At 44.7% G+C, this 18,587-nt stretch carries 16 protein-coding genes; 9 read left to right on the forward strand and 7 right to left on the reverse strand.

Features of this window, described 5'->3' with window-relative positions; translation table 11 throughout:
* Positions 1-11: 11 nt before the first annotated feature.
* The 3 genes from NA23_RS00370 (at position 12) to NA23_RS00380 (ending at position 3,804) form a co-directional block, all read left to right on the forward strand.
* On the forward strand, positions 12-611 hold the full coding sequence (locus NA23_RS00370; protein ID WP_033191519.1) for a diguanylate cyclase domain-containing protein: 600 nt from the start codon (positions 12-14) through the stop codon (positions 609-611).
* Positions 612-652: 41 nt separating this feature from the next.
* Complete coding sequence (gene murA, locus NA23_RS00375) at positions 653-1,924, forward strand: UDP-N-acetylglucosamine 1-carboxyvinyltransferase (protein WP_033191518.1); 1,272 nt, start codon at positions 653-655, stop codon at positions 1,922-1,924.
* 104 nt (positions 1,925-2,028) lie between these two features.
* Complete coding sequence (locus NA23_RS00380) at positions 2,029-3,804, forward strand: nucleoside-diphosphate sugar epimerase/dehydratase (RefSeq protein ID WP_249477089.1); 1,776 nt, start codon at positions 2,029-2,031, stop codon at positions 3,802-3,804.
* A 36-nt stretch (positions 3,805-3,840) separates the two neighbouring features.
* On the opposite strand, the gene NA23_RS00385 is transcribed toward NA23_RS00380, so the two are convergent.
* Positions 3,841-4,722: an Hsp33 family molecular chaperone HslO gene (locus tag NA23_RS00385; protein WP_033191517.1), complete on the reverse strand. Its 882-nt coding sequence runs from the start codon at positions 4,720-4,722 to the stop codon at positions 3,841-3,843.
* 180 nt (positions 4,723-4,902) lie between these two features.
* On the opposite strand from NA23_RS00385, the gene NA23_RS00390 reads away from it, so the two are divergent.
* From NA23_RS00390 to NA23_RS00415, 6 genes are all read left to right on the forward strand, one after another.
* Positions 4,903-5,511 carry a hypothetical protein gene (locus tag NA23_RS00390; RefSeq protein WP_084383992.1) on the forward strand — a complete coding sequence of 203 codons (609 nt, stop codon included), beginning with the start codon at positions 4,903-4,905 and terminating at the stop codon, positions 5,509-5,511.
* Positions 5,492-7,009 (forward strand): capsule assembly Wzi family protein, encoded by a 1,518-nt coding sequence (locus NA23_RS00395; RefSeq protein ID WP_033191516.1) that lies wholly within the window; start codon positions 5,492-5,494, stop codon positions 7,007-7,009. Before NA23_RS00390 ends, NA23_RS00395 begins: the two co-directional genes overlap by 20 nt.
* 201 nt (positions 7,010-7,210) lie before the next feature.
* The gene (locus tag NA23_RS00400) at positions 7,211-7,933 is read left to right on the forward strand and encodes a response regulator transcription factor (protein WP_033191515.1); all 723 of its coding nucleotides are present in this window, start codon (positions 7,211-7,213) and stop codon (positions 7,931-7,933) included.
* 4 nt (positions 7,934-7,937) lie between these two features.
* Positions 7,938-9,230, forward strand: a complete 1,293-nt coding sequence (locus NA23_RS00405) for a sensor histidine kinase (protein ID WP_033191514.1) — start codon at positions 7,938-7,940, stop codon at positions 9,228-9,230.
* Between the two features lie 51 nt (positions 9,231-9,281).
* Positions 9,282-10,586 carry a pyrimidine-nucleoside phosphorylase gene (locus NA23_RS00410; protein WP_033191513.1) on the forward strand — a complete coding sequence of 435 codons (1,305 nt, stop codon included), beginning with the start codon at positions 9,282-9,284 and terminating at the stop codon, positions 10,584-10,586.
* 196 nt (positions 10,587-10,782) lie between these two features.
* Entirely contained in the window at positions 10,783-12,360 is a 1,578-nt protein-coding gene (locus NA23_RS00415; protein ID WP_033191512.1) for a phosphodiester glycosidase family protein, read from the forward strand.
* A gap of 30 nt (positions 12,361-12,390) precedes the next feature.
* Here NA23_RS00415 and NA23_RS00420 read toward each other — a convergent pair whose 3' ends face one another.
* The 6 genes from NA23_RS00420 to NA23_RS00445 form a co-directional block, all read right to left on the reverse strand.
* Positions 12,391-12,873 carry an RNase H family protein gene (locus NA23_RS00420; protein WP_052107119.1) on the reverse strand — a complete coding sequence of 161 codons (483 nt, stop codon included), beginning with the start codon at positions 12,871-12,873 and terminating at the stop codon, positions 12,391-12,393.
* Positions 12,870-13,928: an AI-2E family transporter gene (locus NA23_RS00425; protein WP_052107118.1), complete on the reverse strand. Its 1,059-nt coding sequence runs from the start codon at positions 13,926-13,928 to the stop codon at positions 12,870-12,872. The genes NA23_RS00420 and NA23_RS00425 overlap by 4 nt, the downstream gene beginning before the upstream one ends.
* A complete protein-coding gene (locus NA23_RS00430) occupies positions 13,912-14,325 on the reverse strand; it encodes a methylglyoxal synthase (protein WP_033191511.1) in 414 nt (137 codons plus the stop codon). Before NA23_RS00430 ends, NA23_RS00425 begins: the two co-directional genes overlap by 17 nt.
* 20 nt (positions 14,326-14,345) lie before the next feature.
* Positions 14,346-15,284 carry a radical SAM protein gene (locus NA23_RS00435; protein WP_033192538.1) on the reverse strand — a complete coding sequence of 313 codons (939 nt, stop codon included), beginning with the start codon at positions 15,282-15,284 and terminating at the stop codon, positions 14,346-14,348.
* 71 nt (positions 15,285-15,355) lie between these two features.
* Positions 15,356-16,150: an NAD(P)/FAD-dependent oxidoreductase gene (locus NA23_RS00440; RefSeq protein WP_033191510.1), complete on the reverse strand. Its 795-nt coding sequence runs from the start codon at positions 16,148-16,150 to the stop codon at positions 15,356-15,358.
* A 103-nt stretch (positions 16,151-16,253) separates the two neighbouring features.
* Positions 16,254-18,449, reverse strand: coding sequence for a fibronectin type III domain-containing protein (locus NA23_RS00445; RefSeq protein WP_033191509.1), 2,196 nt, complete (start codon positions 18,447-18,449; stop codon positions 16,254-16,256).
* Positions 18,450-18,587: the final 138 nt, after the last annotated feature.

The following is an 18,587-nucleotide window of genomic DNA, read 5'->3' on the forward strand; positions in this document are numbered from 1 at the left end:
GGGGGAGCAACATGGAAAACACAAGAAACAGGGACTACAACGAACTTACAAAAGAAGAGCTCATCCAAAAAGTACGTGAATTAGAAGACGAAGTCTCAAGACTTAAAATGCGCGAATCTGAACTTGAGATGCTCTTGAACGAGTACTCTTCAATAATGAAGAAACAATTCGAAGTCTTCGACGATTTCATCAAAGATGTGGGAACAAGACGTATGATAGACCCTCTGACAAGGGTCTACTCACATGAGCACATTTTAAAACTCATATCCTACTACCACCAGAAGGCGTTCGAAGAAAGCTTCGGATACTCGCTACTAACAATCACTATAAATAACTTCGACAAACTTGAGCAAATGGAAAAAGAACGCGTTTTACTGAGCATAGGAAAGTTACTAAAAGAGCTTGTCAGAGTGCCGCTTGATAGCGTTGGACGGTCCGCTGAAGACCAGTTCATAGTCTTGCTAACTGAGATTACGAAAGATAACGCACTAAAAGTGAAAGAGCGCATAGAGAATGCGCTCGCATTGCACAACATCGACGCTGCTGTAAAGTTTGCAGCATATCCTGACGATTCGACAAATCTTGAAGAGCTCGTAAAGATGGTTCAATAAGCTCAGTAGTTCATATTAGATTTAGAAAGGAGACTTGCCCAATGGGTTCAATAATCGTCGAGAGGTCGCAGTTAACAGGTGAAGTGGAAATTTCCGGGGCGAAAAATTCAGCACTTCCTCTGTTAGCTGTCGCACTATTAACAGAAGAAGAAGTCACTCTTCATAAAGTACCGGTCCTTTCAGATGTTGAAACAATGATAGATATCTTAAGAACCACAGGAAAAAAAGTGGTTTTTGAAAAAGACAAAAACACCGTTCACATATCTGGTCCAATAGTCCAAACGCACGTGCCTTATGATTTAGTAAGGAAAATGAGAGCATCGTTCAACGTCCTTGGTCCCATCGCCGCACTCATGGGTGAGGCGAGCACTCCACTTCCTGGTGGTTGTGCAATAGGTGTGCGACCTGTGGATTTCCACATCGAAGGTCTTAAAAGACTGGGTTTTGATATTACGTACGATCACGGTGAAATACTTGCCAAAAGAGGTACAAAACAAGATGGAGTAACCGTTTATCTACCATTCCCAAGTGTCGGTGCCACCGAGCACATAATGAGCACAGCGTCGATACTGCCCGGTACCACAATAATTGAAAACGCCGCGATGGAACCGGAGATAGTGGATTTGCAGAACTTACTTAACAAAATGGGTGCGAAGGTTTCAGGAGCCGGGACAAGTAGGATAGTTGTTGAAGGTGTCAAGAACTTACACGGTTGCGAGCACACGGTCATACCAGACAGAATTGAGGCGGGTACATACGCTATTGCTCTGCTTGCCACACGTGGAGAAGGGTTGATCAAAAACGTCAATCCAGAACATCTTGATGCACTCTGGTTTGTCCTTGAGAGAACTGGTGCGGTCGTGAAAAAGGGTCCAGACTACGTTGAAGTGAGGTCATGGAACCGTTGGAAAGGATGTGACATCAACGTACTGCCTTACCCAGGCTTTCCGACAGACCTACAACCGCAAATAATCGTATATCTTGCACTTGCAGATGGTTCGAGCACCGTTACGGAAAACGTGTTCAAAACACGCTTTGCACACGTTGGCGAACTTGTCAGAATGGGAGCAGACATGAGAATAAAAGACAACACGGTCTTTATAAACGGTGTTCCCAAGCTGGAAGGAACAACCGTTATGGGCACAGACCTAAGGGCAACCGCAGCACTTGTGATTGCAGGTCTTGCAGCGGAAGGAACAACCGAAGTTACACAAGTTGAACACATATTCCGAGGCTATGAAAACGTTATTGAGAAATTCGCGAAACTCGGAGCAAAGATTAAGTACGTCCCCGGAGGTGCACCTGAAATTTGAGAATGGAGCAGCCAGAAAAATCAGGTACTGGAGCTGAAATTAGGCGATCAAATCATCCGAAGCGTCCCCACTTTCTAAAAATCTCAAGGAACTTTTGGCTCTTTTTGATAGATACTGCCCTACTTTTTCTTTCAGGTGCTGTTGCGCTCTTTGTCAGATTCGGGTTCGATTTCGCAGAGATGCGCAAGTACGCATCTGGTGTTCTGTTATTGATCCTATTCACATCGCTTTCCAACCTGTTGAACGGCACTTACCAAATCGTTTGGCGCTACGCTCAGCCGGTCGAATTCTTAAAGCTTCTCAGAGGGCTTTTCATAGGTTACGCTTCCACTGTGTTGTTCATCCACTTCACGAGGATTGCCGTGCTACCAAGGTCCGTTGGTATGCTTACATTCCTTGGTGGGTACTTTTTGCTCTTCAGCGCAAGGACCACGTACCAATTCTTGTTGAGCATTCGAAAGGCATCCGGCAAGCGGATTGCGATAGTTGGTGCAGGTGACGCCGGTGTTATTTTACTCAACGAAATCAAGCGCACCAGCTATGGACACGTACTTGCCTTTTTTGACGACGACCCTTCAAAATTGCACAAGACGATAGCCAACGTGAAAGTAGTGGGTACCATAGAGCAAATAGACAAATTCATCGATAAACTTGAACTCGATGAAATACTGATAGCGATTCCTTCAGCATCAAAAGAACTCATAGCGCGAATTTCAGACAAAGTTGTTGGGAAAGGTGTGACGTTGAAGACCTTCCCTCCGATATCTCAACTTTTGGACAGAGAACCGACGATTGAGGACCTGAGGGAGATCTCCATCCAAGACATCATCGGAAGAGAGCCTGTTACGGTTGACCTGCGTTCAATAAGTGGTTATATATCAGGCAAAACAGTCTTAGTTACAGGTGCTGGCGGAAGCATCGGTTCGGAAATCGCAAGGCAGGTTTCTAACTTCTCACCAAAAGGTTTAATTCTTCTGGGGCGTGGTGAAAACAGTATATACGAAATATACAACGAACTCAAAGAAAAAGCCCAAAATCTTGACTTAATCCCCGTAATAGCCGACGTAACAGATGAAAAATTGATGGACCAAGTCTTTTCAAACCACAAACCAGACATCGTCTTCCATTCTGCTGCCCACAAACATGTGTTCTTCATGCAGACGAACCTTTACGAAGCACTTAGAGTCAACACATTAGGAACGATAAACCTAGCGAAACTTGCGTGTATACACAACGTTGAACGGTTCGTCTTCATCTCGACGGACAAAGCGGTCCATCCTACATCGTACATGGGCCTGAGCAAACGGATTGCGGAACTTTACCTTCTTACCATTCCCAAAACGTGCACTACACGTATTTCAATCGTACGGTTTGGGAACGTCATAGGTAGTCGCGGAAGCGTGCTTTGGAAATTCAAAAAGCAAATCGAAAAAGGCGGTCCTTTGACCATAACTGATCCAAGGATGAAGCGCTACTGGATGAGCATCCCAGAAGCTGTCTCCTTGGTCATACAATCCGGTGCCTTTTCAAACAGCAGGGAACTCTACGTACTGGACATGGGTGAACAGATCCCCGTTGAGAAAGTAGCAAAAACGCTGGCGAAACTCATGGGAAAACCGGACATACCGGTTGTCTACACAGGAGCAGTGCCCGGAGAAAAGTTTGAAGAAGAACTATTTTACGAATTCGAAATCCCGGAACCAACCGACCATCCCAAGATCTCTCGTGTCAGATACACCGAAATCTCACTAACATCCGACCAGATAGAAACAATAGTTAAACAAGCGATGGAACTCTTCGTTATTGGAAAGGAAAAAGAGGCAGTTGAATTACTAAAGACAATCTTGGATGCGGTAGTACAAAGCGAACAGCAAAAATAAAAAATCGGCAGGGTTCAACCCTGCCGATTCAATCTTTTAACTCTCTTGGCTTTCTATTTTCTTCTTTTCCTCGATCGCCATCTTAATCTCATCTGGCCCGAATGTATAAGTTGTTGAACACCACTTACACGTCACTTCCGCTTTACCTTCCCCGAGCATCTCATCCAAATCGCTGAGGTCTAAAACCTTGAGAGACTCAAAAGCCTTTTCCCTACTACAAAGGCACTGAAACACAACGTTCATCTCTTCAAGCAACAACTTCTCCGTTCCAAGCACGTATTTAGCGATCTCTTCTAAACTCTTTTCTCCTAAGAAATTCGTAATCGCAAAACTGTTGAGCCTTCCTTCGATACCGGATATTACGTGTTCTGGTATACTTCTATCCAAGATCTGAACAGCCAATCCACCTGCCTTTGCGACACCTTCCTTGTCCATCAACACACCAAGAGCGAATGCAGATGGAATTTGCTCGGATTTTGTATAATAATACGCAACATCTTCCGCTATCTCACCGGAAACAATGGGTACTTTTGAAACAAATGGCGTCTTAAGCCCCACATCCCTCACAACAGTGAGGTCTCCGCCACCGATAGCACTCTTCACATCGAACTTTCCAAATTCGTTCCTTTCCAACTCAAACGACGTATTCGTTATATACCCCCTAACCGTCCCTTTCCAGGTCGATTGTGCAACAACATTTCCTGCCGGTCCGTTGCCACTGATAACGAACGTGATAGTCTCTCTTTCTCCAAGCCACGGGATGACCAACATCGAAGCGCTTATCAACCTTCCAAGCACCACAGTGGGAAGGTACGATAGCTTGTGTCTTTCCCTCAACTCCTGAACAACATCCTTTGAATCGGTGACTGAAAACCTAATCATTCCGTCGTACGCAGTCCCGTAGATCAACCTTGCCATCCTTTCGCCTCCCCTTGGACTTCCTATTTTCTAAAACAAGTTTAGCAATTTCCATCGAAAATAGCAAGTGTTGATAAACTCTTATCATAGAACCGAAAAAAACTGGCACCTTTTCAGAAAGCGTGTGGTATAATTCAATCAGAGCGAAAAAGCTCACTGTCCCAGAATGGGGGGTATAATATGCCGGTGGTAGATGCTGTCAAAATCGAAGAGTTGATATCTAAAGTTCCCGGTGTAAAAGCGGTTAAAGTTGTGGGAGACGGAGCAGGATTGCACGAAATTCACGTGATCACGACGAGCGATAAAAGTCCAAAACAGCTTGTCAGGGACATTGAAACCGTTGTCCTTGCAAGCACAGGCATCAGGCTCGACAGAAAAATCATCTCGATAGCCCAGGTCGAATCGGATGTGAAGACACAAAAAGTCCTTCCTTACCAAATTTCAAACCTAAAGGTCGAGCACGTAGACGAGCGAAACATCCGCGTAACGGTCACGATAGAACACGGTGAAGAGGAGTTCTACGGCGAGTACAGTGGTCCTAAGACATCGCGAAACATCCCGAGGGTTATCGGCAACGCCGTTCTCAACGCCCTTTCGGAAATTCACGATTTTGCACTCTCATTCGACGATATCGCCGAGGTCTACTTTGTTGGGAAAAGATACCTTCTTGTTCACATCACAAAGCAGTACAATAATGTAGAAGAAGGCATAATCGGAACAGCCGTCATTGAAGGAAACTACGAAAGAGCTGTAGCGGAGGCGGTACTCGATGCGTTTAGGAGGATTTAAGAAGATATTACTTGTTCTGCTTTTCAACGTCTTTGTCTGCACCTCATTTGCACACTTGGTTATCCCAGCGATACCGGAAGTCTATTTCACAGGGGCTTATCCCCTTCCAGAGAGTTGGTTGAGCAATCAGTTGATACCTAACAACACCGTGAAGCTGGAGCTCAACTTTTCATTGTACACAGCCAGTTGGCCTACGACAGTAACAACGAAATACAGTGGCTGGTGGGGTGTTCCCGCAAACCCTGCTGAAAACATCTTCTATCTTCCAGAAGAGATACCGCCGTTCGTAAATTTAGTACTTGACTACAAATTGGACAACTTCTCACTATATTTGGAGTTACCTTTTGAAAAAGAATACCGGAACAAACTCGTGACCTTATCAGAGCACACGAATCTACCTTTTAGCCTGTTCAATCCGCTTGATATGTCGAAGCTCTCAGTTGATTTGAATTTCCCGCGCATAGGTTACATATACCTCGCCAGCGACAATCTCTACTTATCAGTTGGCAGATTTCCACTCAAGTGGGGCGATGCGAAATACCCGGTCCATATCTCACCAACAACGTACCAGGACAACATAACGTTTGCGCTGAGATTCCCTGGAACGACCTACACATTCCACGCAATAACTTCGTATCCTCTGTTGTCACCGCAAGAATACGCTGTCCAATCGAATTATTCAGACCAACATACCGCTGGCAGGTATTTCAATGAACCATCGAAATGGATAATTGCTCACCGATTTGATTTTTACAACGCGTTTGGAGATGCAAATCTAAGGGTTGGGTTTGGCGAGCTCAACGTTGTCGGTGGTAAATACCTGGACCTAACCGACTTCAGCCCGATACTCATCTACCACAACACGTACGGTGAAGGCTACAGCAACGTGACGGGCAGTGTGGATTTTTCTCTCAAATGGAAATTTCTTAGTTTATACGGCGAATATGTTCTTGACGATATAGTTGGTCCAACAGAAGTTGGATATGGTTACAAGCCTGGTGCATCCGCTTACGACATCGGTGCAGAGGTGGATTTTGGTAACGTCTTGTTGTGGGTGGAGTATGCCGAAACATCGGAGTGGATGTACGTAACAAACTATCTGCCGTATCTCAGAATTAGCGTGCGGCATTTTGATCTGGAAAACAACCCATCCGGGCGACTCATGTTCGACTATCCGCTTGGCTTTATCTACGGTCCCGATGCCAAGATGCTATCGTTTGGTTTAAAGGGAAACTTTTTAGGTGTAGATTTAGAAGCTGTGTACAACATGTTGACAAAAGGACTTGTAGATGACAACGGTACAATACGTTGGAAATGGTTCTGGGATGGCTGGCCAGGAAATGTTGCAGAACCGGGCGCAACAACACCACAGCGCGCAGGTGAAGAAAACTACAACATCCTTTCATTGAAAGTGTCCTGGAATAATCTCACATTCTTCTACAAAACCGTTGATTTAAATAACTACTTCCTTTCTGTGAACTACAAAACAACGTTCTAAGAGTTACCATTTTTTCAGTTTTAATACTCATGATGAGCCCCATCACTTCGGATGGGGCGTTTCTTTATTTAGTTCATGTTAGTCCTTGTAACATTGTAACATTTAAACTATGCTCAATGATATAAAAAAACTCTTTACAAAAGGTAAACGTTTGTGGTATAATCTTAAAGAAATTCAATATCATTTTAAGGAGGGAAAAGCATGGCAAAAAAGACGATTATGGTTATCGACGACCAGCCAGAGATTCTCGAATTGGTGAGCTTCACTTTACAAAAAGAGGGATACGAGGTCATCCCTGTTGAGGATGCAGAAAAGGCGTTGCAGGAACTTAAAGACAAAGATGTGGACATGTTCATTGTTGATATCATGCTTCCAAACATGGACGGTTTTGAGTTCGTAAGGCACATCCGCGCCTCTGAAAAGCACAAATTGACACCGGTAATATTCCTCAGTGCGAAAGGCGAAGAGTTTGACAAGGTTCTCGGATTGGAACTTGGTGCTGATGACTACATCGTTAAGCCGTTCAGCATCAGAGAATTACTTGCAAGAATCAGAGCGGTCTTCAGAAGAATGCAGCTTGGAAACGTTGTAAAAGAAGAAAAGCCAAAGAAGATAGTTGCGAAAGACCTTGAAATCGACATCGACAAGTACGAAGTCAGGGTAAAAGGAAAGAAAGTTAGCCTGACACCACTTGAATTTGACCTGCTCAGATTCCTTGCCGAGAACGAAGGTAAGGTCTTCTCCAGGGACGTTCTCCTTGACAAACTCTGGGGCTACGATTATTTTGGTGATACAAGAACCGTTGACGTGCACATCAGAAGATTGAGAACGAAGATCGAAGAGGATCCATCAAACCCAAGGTACGTTGTAACGGTACGCGGAAAAGGATACAAATTTAGAGATCCTGGAAAGGAAGAACAATAATTAGATGACAATAGTTACGATTATTAGTATCGTCCTTGCGATTACATTTGCTGTCTTGTACGCTCTGGCAAGGAAAAACGAAAAAACATACGCAAAATACATGGACAAAATCGCTTTAAGTATAGGAGAGGAGGCAGGTACTCCTCCCCTATACATTTACGAGCGCGTTAGGAAAAAATTGGAAGAGCTGGAAAAGAAGATCACGGAAACAGAACGCGAGAGGCGGAACATATTTACTATTCTCAACAACATAACGGACCCGATAATAATCGTTCGCGGTGACGGTGTCGTGACATTTGCCAACATAGCCGCTCGCGATATCACACGTCCAGGCATCGAAGGTCGAAGGGTTTACGACATCATCGAAAACTACCATCTGCTGGAACTGTTCGAAAGGGCGCTCGCAACAGGCGAGATTCAGAGTGCGGATGTCTCTTTAGTTGTCGATGCTGAAACACGTTATTACGATGCAAAGGTCGTACCAATAAAATTCGACGAAGAGAGCGAACGTTACATCATCGTATTGCACGATACAACGAAAGAAAAACAACTCGATAAATTGAGAAGGGAATTTATCTCAAACGTTTCCCACGAACTCAGAACACCGCTCACCTCTATCCATGGTTATGCAGAAGCGCTCCTTGAAGACGACCTATCAAACAAAGAACTCGTTAAAAAATTCCTAAAGGTCATCGAAAGCGAATCCGCACGTATGACAAGGCTCATAAACGACCTGCTTGACCTTGAGAAACTTGAGTCCGGTGACACGAAATTCAATTTTGCACCTATTGAAATGTGCGAGGTGATGGACAGAGTTTACAGCATCGTTGAACCACTTGCACACGACTACGGTGTGGAACTGGAGATGGAGTGCGATGAGCCGAAAGTCGTCTACGGTGATTTCGACAGGCTCGTCCAAATGGCTCTGAACCTCGTTGACAATGCTGTGAAATACACATCCATAAAAGAATCCGGTGAGAAGAAAGTTGTTGTAAGGTGCTACGAAAAAGAGGACAAAATCGTCTTTGAAGTCAGAGATACGGGACCTGGTATCCCAGAAGATGCGCAAAGAAGACTCTTCGAAAGGTTCTACCGCGTCGACAAAGCCAGAAGCAGAAAAGTTGGTGGCACCGGTCTTGGACTTTCTATCGTAAAAACAATCGCAGAGCGCCATAACGCAACCATCACATTTGAAAGCAAAGTCGGAGAGGGTACAACGTTCAGAGTGTTTTTCAACAAATACAAAGAACAAGAAAACCAGGTAGAAACAGCAGGCAATCAAAAGCAGGGAAGATGAAATAACATCAAACGTCGTAATCAAAATTTGGAGATTTTGGAGGCGTAGATGATGCGAGCGTACGATATAATACTCAAAAAGAGAAATGGTGGAAAGCTCTCGAAAGAAGAGATAGAATTCATGGTTAGCGGATACGTAAAAGGTGATGTTCCAGACTACCAGATGGCCGCATTCCTAATGGCCATTTACTTTCGTCATATGGACCCAGAGGAACGTGCGATACTAACAGAGGTAATGGCGAATTCCGGTGACCGGATAGATTTGTCTTCGATACCTGGGATCAAGATAGACAAACACTCGACTGGCGGTGTCGGAGACAAAACGACGCTAGTAGTAGGGCCTATTGTTGCCTCACTCGGTGTGCCCGTTGCGAAGATGTCCGGTAGGGCACTCGGCCACACAGGTGGCACGATAGACAAACTCGAGTCGATACCTGGCTTTCGCACAGCGCTTTCCGAAGAGGAATTCTTCGAAAACGTACGGAAGATAGGTATCGCAATCGTAGGCCAGACGGCAAACCTTGTCCCTGCCGACAAGAAGATATACGCACTCCGAGATGCAACGGCGACCGTTGATGAGGTATCTTTAATAGCATCGAGCATAATGAGTAAAAAGCTAGCTGGTGGAGCAGACGGCTACGTGCTCGATGTGAAAGTTGGTAGCGGTGCGTTCATGAAAACTTTAGAGCAAGCAACGGAACTCGCCGAAGCCATGGTTGGAATTGCGAAAGCACACGGTAAAAAAGCGGTTGCTGTTCTTACAAACATGGATGTCCCACTTGGAAAAATGGTGGGGAACTCACTGGAAGTATTGGAAGCAATCGAGACGTTGAAAGGCAACGGTCCTGATGATTTTACCGAGCTTTGCTTGAATTTGGCTGCATGGATGTGTCATCTTGCAGAAAAAGGCACATTTGAAGAATGTCTAAAAATGGCGCAAGAAGCACTGGAGAGCGGAAGGGCACTTGAAAAATTTAGACAACTTGTTGAACATCAAGGAGGCAATCCGGAAGTAGTCGACAGGCCCACCGAAGTATTACCGATGACGGATAGAACCGTAGAATTCACCGCACCGCAGAATGGATACATAACGGCCATAGATACAGAAAAAATAGGCATCGCCTCAAACTACCTCGGTGCTGGTAGAAAGACGAAAGAAGACACAATCGACTACCGTGTTGGTATTGAAATACTTAAAAAGCTTGGCGATTACGTGGAAAAAGGTGAACCTATTGCAAAACTCTACATCTCAGAAAAAATTGATGTAGATTCTGCGCTTAAACTACTTTTGGAAAGCTACGAATTCAGCAGCGAAAAACCCGAGCACAAACCGATAATCCTCGGAATCGTGCAGTGATGTGCTTAGCATTGTCTAATCGTTCAGAATACTACGCAATATTGATAATTCATGGGCGGGTGGAATAATACATCCGCCCATTTTCATTCTTTCATCTTGTTGTTTTACCGGTTCTTGAAATAGTGGTTTAAACATGGTATAATAATTCAGCAAGTTATCAATTTAGAAAAATAAAGCCCAAGGGGTGTTTGCTTCCGTGCTTTCAAAATACTCGAAGCTCTTGAAATTCATTTCTATCATTTTTCTAACTTTGGCAACCTTTTTGGCTGCCCAAATTTTTTTAATCAACAACAAAGTCTTCGAACCTTCGAATGGCTACTTCACGGAATCGCAACTCCGAGACATGGGGTTTAACATCGTAAAAAACGAAAGAGTCTACCTTATTTACAACAAGAAACTCATCATCGGTTCCGACGGTGATTTTCTTGTCGATTTCGACCAGTATGTACCAAAAACTTACATATTGTCGAATAATGTGGTGCAGGTAAAGGCGGATTTCATTGCAAACTTCCTTAAATTGACCAAAATCAACGACGTGTATTACGACAAGCCATTTACAATAACAAGTATCAGCTATGAAGACGACGTCCTAACTATCACTCTTTCTGTGAGCGCAAGAAAAGAATTTCTCAGTGCGTCGCTTTCCAACAACGTCCTGTCACTTAAACTCTCACCTGCACAGGGTGATGTAAAGGTCCCTTCCGGTGTATCGATTTCTAAGACGAATCACACCATTTCATTGGGAGTTGCAAAGGCGATATCGAGTTACAAAGTAACGTACTCGGGGAACAACATAGTCGTTGAGATGGAACCTGTCATTAAAAGGATAGATTACATCCAGCGTACAGAGACCTTTGCTGGAAGAACATTCACGGTCAACTACATCATCGCAGACCCAAGGTACACCAACATAGCACCTTTACTGCCGTCAAAGGGCATAGGTTCTACGGCGACCTTGGCGACAATTCTATCTCAAAACGGTTATTCAAACGGTGTGAATGCGAATTACTTCGACCCGTCAACAGCATTGCCGATAGATATAGTCATTGCGAACGGGAAAGTCCTCTCGCACAGGTACGGATTAAGGCCGATGTTTATCCAGACAGTTGATGGTAAAGCATTCATTAAGAAGGCATATGTCGACATCACGATAAGGATTGGGGGAACTTTGCTCTTGGTTAAGGGTGTTAATACCACATCATTAAGCGAAGTCAACCTCTACACCTCCGAATTCGCACTCAGGATACCAAACGACAGGACAAAAACTTACATCGTTGTGAGAAGCGGAAAGGTATCGTCTATAGGGTATGTTGCAAGTGTACCTGCAAATTCAGAGGTTATCATGCTCAGCAACGATGTAAAGAATAAGTTCTTGCCCGGTCTGTCCGTTGGTCAGAGTGTCTCTATTGAACTTTACACGGACGAGGGTTACCAGATCAAGAACGCTGTTGGTGCTGGTCCTTTGCTCTTGCAGGACGGCAACATTATTCCCGATGCGGCTGAAGAGAAGCTCCGTTACGGTGGAGGTATACCAACAACACGTGCCGATAGAACGATAATAGCTATAAAGGATGGCAAAGTGCATCTAATAACGATAGAAGGCAAAAACGGTTCTGGAATGAACTTCGATGAGGCTGCCCAGTTCCTGAAATCCAAAGGTTACGAATCTGCGATGATGCTCGACGGCGGTAGCTCAACCTCGATGGTCTACGCGGGAAAATACGTAACAAGCGGCACACCTCGAAACATACCTGTAGCACTTGGGGTGAAATAGATTAAATAATAAGCTAAAAAGCTGCCCCACTCAGGGCAGCTTTGATTTTAAAATTTGGATTTCTCTTAAGAACTCATCAAGGTGCGGTGCGAACGTCCAACCTTCAAGTACCTTCTTAGCCAACTTATCCGCAAAATTGTTCAAATGGTTACCTTTATGTGCTTGAACCTTCACAAATTCAATATCTATGTATCTTTTATAACGTTCAATGAAAGTCTTGTACAACCTTGTTAGCTCAGTTTTCGTCCTCCACTCACCACCGATCCAGAACGCAAGTCCGGAATAATCGTGGAATATCCGCAATTTCTTTATACCTTCCTTCCAAGCGTAAAAAATTGCATACATCACAGCATAAATCTCACCGGAAACATTTCTGTGTGCTGCCAATTCTTCTGATTCGATACTAAAGGCAAATTCTTCAATCTTATTACCGCAAACAAACACAACACCACTTCCAATGATACCGTCTTTGTAACTCCCATCTGTGTAGACATCGCAGCTTATCTTGTTCATTTTTTACCACCCTGTTGCGTTTGGTAACTTGACTTTCTATTTCTCAGTGGCAGCACGTAGAACTTCCAATATTCTCGTATAAAAAGCAGAATTGGAAGTGCAATCAACACACCGGCAAACCCCAGCACACTTCCGAAAACAAATATCGAAAGCAGTATTACAAACCAGTGGAGCTTCAAATTGTTCCCCTGTATCCTCGGCCCATAGACCCAAGATTCCGTCTGATTCACAACAACAAGCAGAACTGTGAGCCAAATCATGCCCTTAACGCCTTGCGAAGTGAACGCCAAAAGGTACATCGGCACAGCCGTGATCAGCAATCCGACAAATGGGAAAAACCCGCCTATGAAAGACAAAATCCCCAAAGTCATTGCGTACGGCACACCGATGACGTAAAGCCCTATCGTCGTAAGTGTCGCGCTCAGAAAAGAAACAAGCACTTGTCCGCGCAAGTACCTTTTCACTGCACCGAAGAAATGAAGGATGAACTGTTCTCCGTACCCTGGATCGTCGACAAACAACAAATTGAGCCTTTCTTTGAAATAGAACCTGATGCTCTCTATACCCGCCATCGTAACGATGAGCAGCACGATCATAGTGAAAAGCGATGGCAAGACGTTTGCAACGTACTTCAACAACTGTGTAAGGAACGAAGAGATGTTGGTTTTAAACTCGTTCAAATAATTAAGCACCCAGGGTGGCAGGGCTAAATTAAACTGTGCTGACTGTGCACTCTGGAGCACAGAACTGATTTGATTCACAACTATCGGGAAGAACGAACCAATTGCGTACGCAAAAATCAACACGACAATCACGTAAGCAACTACGGCAAGATAGCGCTGCCTTGTCTTTTTCAGCACATAGTCATATGGCACGCTCAGAATCACTGAAAAATAATAGCCCAATATGAGCGCACCAACGACAAAAGGCACCTTCCAAGCAAGGAAGATGAAAAAAACAAAATAAACCAAAACTAGCCACGTATCCCTGAAAACTGACCGTTCAGGATTCCCGACACTCTCTCCAACCTTTGATTTCTCATTCTTTTCCTTCATCCTCATTGGACTCCTTAACAATTTTCTTTTCAATTTCCAGCACAAGTGCTTCCGCGGTGGCGAGGTTTGTTGCAAGCGGAACATTGTGCACATCGCACACCCTCAAAAGAGCGCTCACATCAGGTTCGTGCGGCTGAGCGGTGAGTGGGTCTCTTAAGAAAATCACAAAATCGATTTCTCCGTTAACAATCATCGCACCAATCTGCAAATCGCCACCGTACGGACCTGAGTGGAACTTGTTCACCTTCAGCCCGATTTTCTCCTCAATCACCTTTCCCGTAGTGCTTGTAGCGAAAAGTTCGCACCTTTCGAAAACGTTTTTCCACTCCTTAACAAACATCGCCAAGTCTAGCTTCTTCTTATCGTGCGCAATAAGTGCTACTCGGATTTTTGCCATACACATCGCTCCCATTACCCTCAATTTTCATTGACAAAAACGTACGAATTCTCCAACTTGCGTTGCGCAGCCAAATGCCGCTGGACGTACTGACCGCAGTTGCTCCCTATCTTGTTTTCTTCCAGCTCCCCAACACTGATGATTACCTCGTATCCATTCTTTTCCAATTCCTCAACGAATTTCCTGTGTTTCAACACAAGCCCGCGTTCATCGACATCCGAGTTCAACCCATTCTCAACAGCCCTGTATGTTGGGTTAACTGGCGTTATCTTTATCAAAAACTTCTCCGGAGCGAAGTGCCTCATTATAACCGACGCATCTGCTTCATTCTCCTGGGCTAGTGCGAAGTTCAGCGTTACCTTTCTATCGCCTTCTTGCACAAATCGTTCACCGTACTCTGCGATCTTTTCAAATCCCCATTTCTTAATCGGGATTATCTTGTCTCGTTGCTCTTGACTTGTACTGTGGATAGAGAACTGCATCTGGAATTTTCCTATGTAGTATTTGTTCTTAATCTCCAGTAGCCTTTCAAACCAATTCTCCCTTCCAATCGGTGCAACGGTACTTATCGAAGGCATCAGCCCGGGTGCCTCGAGTAGTTGTGGTAGTTTTTCGACTGCGCCAAGCACGTGGTCGTTCAGTGCAGGCTCCCCAACGCGCGCGAACTGGATTTTGAACTTTTCAACTGGAACATGCGTGCTGAATCGTTTATTAACTAAAAACAAAATCTGCGCTAAAATTTCTTCTTCCGTCAACTTCCTTCTGTAGTACCCTCCTGCATCGCACATCGCACAGCCAACAGGGCATCCATCCATTGTAGAGACGATCAAGACCCACTTTTTCTCCCTGGGTATAGGAGGCTGGACGGACTCAACAAACTCTATCAGGGCACCGTTTTTACTCTCGGCAAGGTAAACCATAGCGATATCTTCCTTACCGTAGCTGGCAACTATCTTCAAATCGTTCAGAACATGCTGAACATCAGAAAGTATCATACCCTCAAAACACCTCCAGCCAAGCGTTTTATCTTTTATCTAATCAGCTGTTCAACAATCTCCATCGCACACCTAATTCCATCGCCGATAGCAATCGATGACTGCCGGATATCTGGATGCGCCGCATCACCGATCACATGCACAGGCATAGACTTTGCTGTTACCTTGGGCATTTTTCCTTCTCTACCGATGGCGATTAAGAAAGCATCTACAACGTACGAACCGGTTTTTGTATAGATGTACACGTTTTTATCATTGTGCTCAACGAAGGCTACTGGTTCTTTGAGTTTGATCACAATACCCCTTTGCATTGCGTACTCAACCAACCTGCTAACAGCTTTCAACCTATCACTTCTCACAAAAACAATTGGTTCCATTCCGTCTTCCTTTGCATGAATCGCGTAGTCCAGTGCAACGTCTCCCCCACCGTAAATCGCTACACTGCCGATATCTTTAGGAAGCTCTACATATTCATAGAACGTCTTTGGACCTTCCAGCTGCTCAATTCTTTTCGCCTCTGTACCTGTTGCGATAACTGCGATATCGCACTGGTATTTCCCATTTATCCCTGCAAGCTTGTATTCATCAACGCTTAAAATCTCATCTTTAACAACTTCTATTTTGTACTCCTCAACGTACCACTTCAACCGATTTGCAAATTCAATGCCGGATATAAATCCAACGGGTGGAAAATTCTCAACTCGCCACGCGTTCCTTATCAGACCACCGATCTCTTCTTTCTCATAGATTGTAACATCAACACCGTATCTTTTCAACAAAACTGCGCAAGCAACACCCGCAGGACCACCACCGATTATTCCCACCTTCACATTGAACCACTCCTGTTTTAAGCTCGTTTAAAAAAACCGTGGCGGAAAGCCACGGTTCTTCCAATCGCTGTTTGCCAAAAACAGCGTTCTGGCCATTTAGTGACTACTGACCTTTCACGTCAAAATTCCAGGTCTTACTCTTTGTCTCACCACCGTGCTTATCTTTCGCTACAACGTACCAGTAATACCTTCCAAGAGTATTGATTTGTACAACCACCGATTTATTGGTTGTCGTATAAGGTGTGACCGACGAGAAATCATCGCTGGTATTTATATAAACCTCGTACGTTAGACTATCTCCGTCAGGATCCGAACAATCCCAGCTCAGAGTAACCGTTGTGGGCACACCTGAAACGGGAACCTGACTGCCATCAGCTGGGTTTGGATTTAGTGGTATGTTAGGTGCCTCGTTGGGCTTTGTTTTGAGACTCCATGTGGTGCTGTAGGCGTAGTTACCGAACGAATCTTTCACTTCCACCCTCCAGTAGTACGTTGTAGCAGGTGCAACTGAACTGATCGTATGGAAGATCTCATCATCTGTCTTACCAGTCACCGTGGCAACCAGTTCCATGTTATCGGCTTTACCAAAGTACACTAAGTACACAAGCCTATCCGGTGCGGTTTCTTTATCTGTGCTAGCCCTCCATCTGAGTGTGATGTTGTTAAACGAAATCCCATTCGCTCCATTCGACGGCGACGACAGTACAGGTGCTGTTGGTGGCCTATCCTCGGCTGTTATCGTGAAGCTCCAGACTGGCCCTTCCACCGGTGGGTTATAACCATCGCTTACAACCACTTTCCAATAGTACGTCTTCCCAAAATCAAAAAGTCTGGACGTGCTGTAGGTTTTTGTTGTCAAATTACTGGCTTCAAGCTTCAAATTGTCAGGGCTCTCACCTATGTACAATTCAAATTTCAGGGCATCACCATCGGGATCCGAACAATCCCAAGAAAAACGCTCGATCCTATTTGGAAGATTGCGCGCACCGTTAGCCGGATAGGGCGATGTAGGAACACTTGGCGGAGTATTTCTGTAGGTCTCAAACGTAAACCTGTCACTTTCCGTTCTGCCCCCGTGCCTATCTTTCGCTGCAACGTACCACGTGTAAGTTTTTCCAACATCGAGCAGACTATTTACATCGATTGTATAACTATTTGAAAGCACAGCACTTCTTTTGTGCACTATCTGCGAACCTGAAACCAGAACGAACTCGTAATCCACGTCATCTTCGTCTGGGTCTGTAGCGTTTGTCCACGTAAAGGTGATCTGCTTAGCACTGACGAAATTCACCCTTGCACTATTTGCCGGATTGGTTAACTCAGGCTTGGTTGGTGGGGTATTAACCTTCGTTGTGAACTGAAAACTCTCGGTTCGTGTTTCACCGTACTTATCCACAGCCGTTATACTTAGCGTATACACCGTATCAGGATTCAAACCTGTGACTAAGAACTCCGTGAGTGTTGAATTAGATAGGAGTGCCTGACCACTGCTGCTGCCAGTCCTAAGCGTCACCGTATAGCGAAGGTCTTCGTAATCTTTGTCGTAGCCCTGCCACTTCAAGAGCAGGTTGTTGAACTTCACATTTAGTTCCCCGTTCCTTGGGTTGATCAGCTCAATTCTCTCGGGTGCTTCGTTTGCTTTTGTTTTGAAAGTAGCTTCAGAAAGACCGCTCTTAGCACCCCACGGATCAATTGCCTCAACGGTCCAGCGGTAATTTGTCAGCTGTTTCAAGTCCTTAACAACAGCCGAATTTGTTGCGCTGGTCGTCTCGTAAACAGGTGCATCTTTTCCAACCTCAAAAACCCTTACAACAAATGTCAACGTATCATCGTCTGGATCGTTGGCATTCCAAGTCAGAGCAAGTGCGCCGAATGGATGTCCTTCGGTCTTGTCAGGTTTCAATCCATACACACTCGGTAGAGAATTCTTCTTTGTGGTGAAGTACCACATCGAACTTGCTCCGGAATCGTTGCCTTTGCGCCTAACGTACCACTTGTACTTCGTGTCGGGTTTGAGCCTTCCTTTTGGAACCACAACCGAAATGTTTTGCCCTCCGTTCACCACTTGCCTAAAAACCTCGGCGTTTGTATCTGCTTCTTTGACGATCACTTCGTACTCTCCGTCACTCGGTGTACCAAAAAGCAGCGTGGTATTATTGAACGGGACGCTCTGCGCGTTGTTCTTAGGTTCCAACAATTCGGGACCACTCTTTTGAGGTGTTACACAAGCACTTAAGAAGACCAAAATAAGGACGTAGGAGCATAAAAGCAAAGTTGAAGTTTTGAACTTACCAAACATTCCAAAACCCCCTTTTAGTTATTTTTTCTACTGTTCTTACCGTTATTATATCACAAAACCAAAAATTATCATACCACCACCAATAGCTTGCAAAACAAAACACCCCGACGGACGTCGGGGTACTGAACAAATTGTCTA

This window comes from Fervidobacterium islandicum (assembly GCF_000767275.3).
GTDB lineage: Bacteria > Thermotogota > Thermotogae > Thermotogales > Fervidobacteriaceae > Fervidobacterium > Fervidobacterium islandicum.

Excerpts from the sequence above, each read along its gene's own strand:
- NA23_RS00370 (WP_033191519.1), top strand. The coding sequence starts at position 12 with ATGGAAAACACAAGAAACAGGGACTACAACGAACTTACAAAAGAAGAG.
- murA (WP_033191518.1), top strand. The coding sequence starts at position 653 with ATGGGTTCAATAATCGTCGAGAGGTCGCAGTTAACAGGTGAAGTGGAA.
- NA23_RS00385 (WP_033191517.1), bottom strand. The coding sequence starts at position 4,722 with ATGGCAAGGTTGATCTACGGGACTGCGTACGACGGAATGATTAGGTTT.
- NA23_RS00390 (WP_084383992.1), top strand. The coding sequence starts at position 4,903 with ATGCCGGTGGTAGATGCTGTCAAAATCGAAGAGTTGATATCTAAAGTT.
- NA23_RS00395 (WP_033191516.1), top strand. The coding sequence starts at position 5,492 with ATGCGTTTAGGAGGATTTAAGAAGATATTACTTGTTCTGCTTTTCAAC.
- NA23_RS00400 (WP_033191515.1), top strand. The coding sequence starts at position 7,211 with ATGGCAAAAAAGACGATTATGGTTATCGACGACCAGCCAGAGATTCTC.
- NA23_RS00405 (WP_033191514.1), top strand. The coding sequence starts at position 7,938 with ATGACAATAGTTACGATTATTAGTATCGTCCTTGCGATTACATTTGCT.
- NA23_RS00410 (WP_033191513.1), top strand. The coding sequence starts at position 9,282 with ATGCGAGCGTACGATATAATACTCAAAAAGAGAAATGGTGGAAAGCTC.
- NA23_RS00420 (WP_052107119.1), bottom strand. The coding sequence starts at position 12,873 with ATGAACAAGATAAGCTGCGATGTCTACACAGATGGGAGTTACAAAGAC.
- NA23_RS00425 (WP_052107118.1), bottom strand. The coding sequence starts at position 13,928 with ATGAAGGAAAAGAATGAGAAATCAAAGGTTGGAGAGAGTGTCGGGAAT.
- NA23_RS00430 (WP_033191511.1), bottom strand. The coding sequence starts at position 14,325 with ATGGCAAAAATCCGAGTAGCACTTATTGCGCACGATAAGAAGAAGCTA.
- NA23_RS00445 (WP_033191509.1), bottom strand. The coding sequence starts at position 18,449 with ATGTTTGGTAAGTTCAAAACTTCAACTTTGCTTTTATGCTCCTACGTC.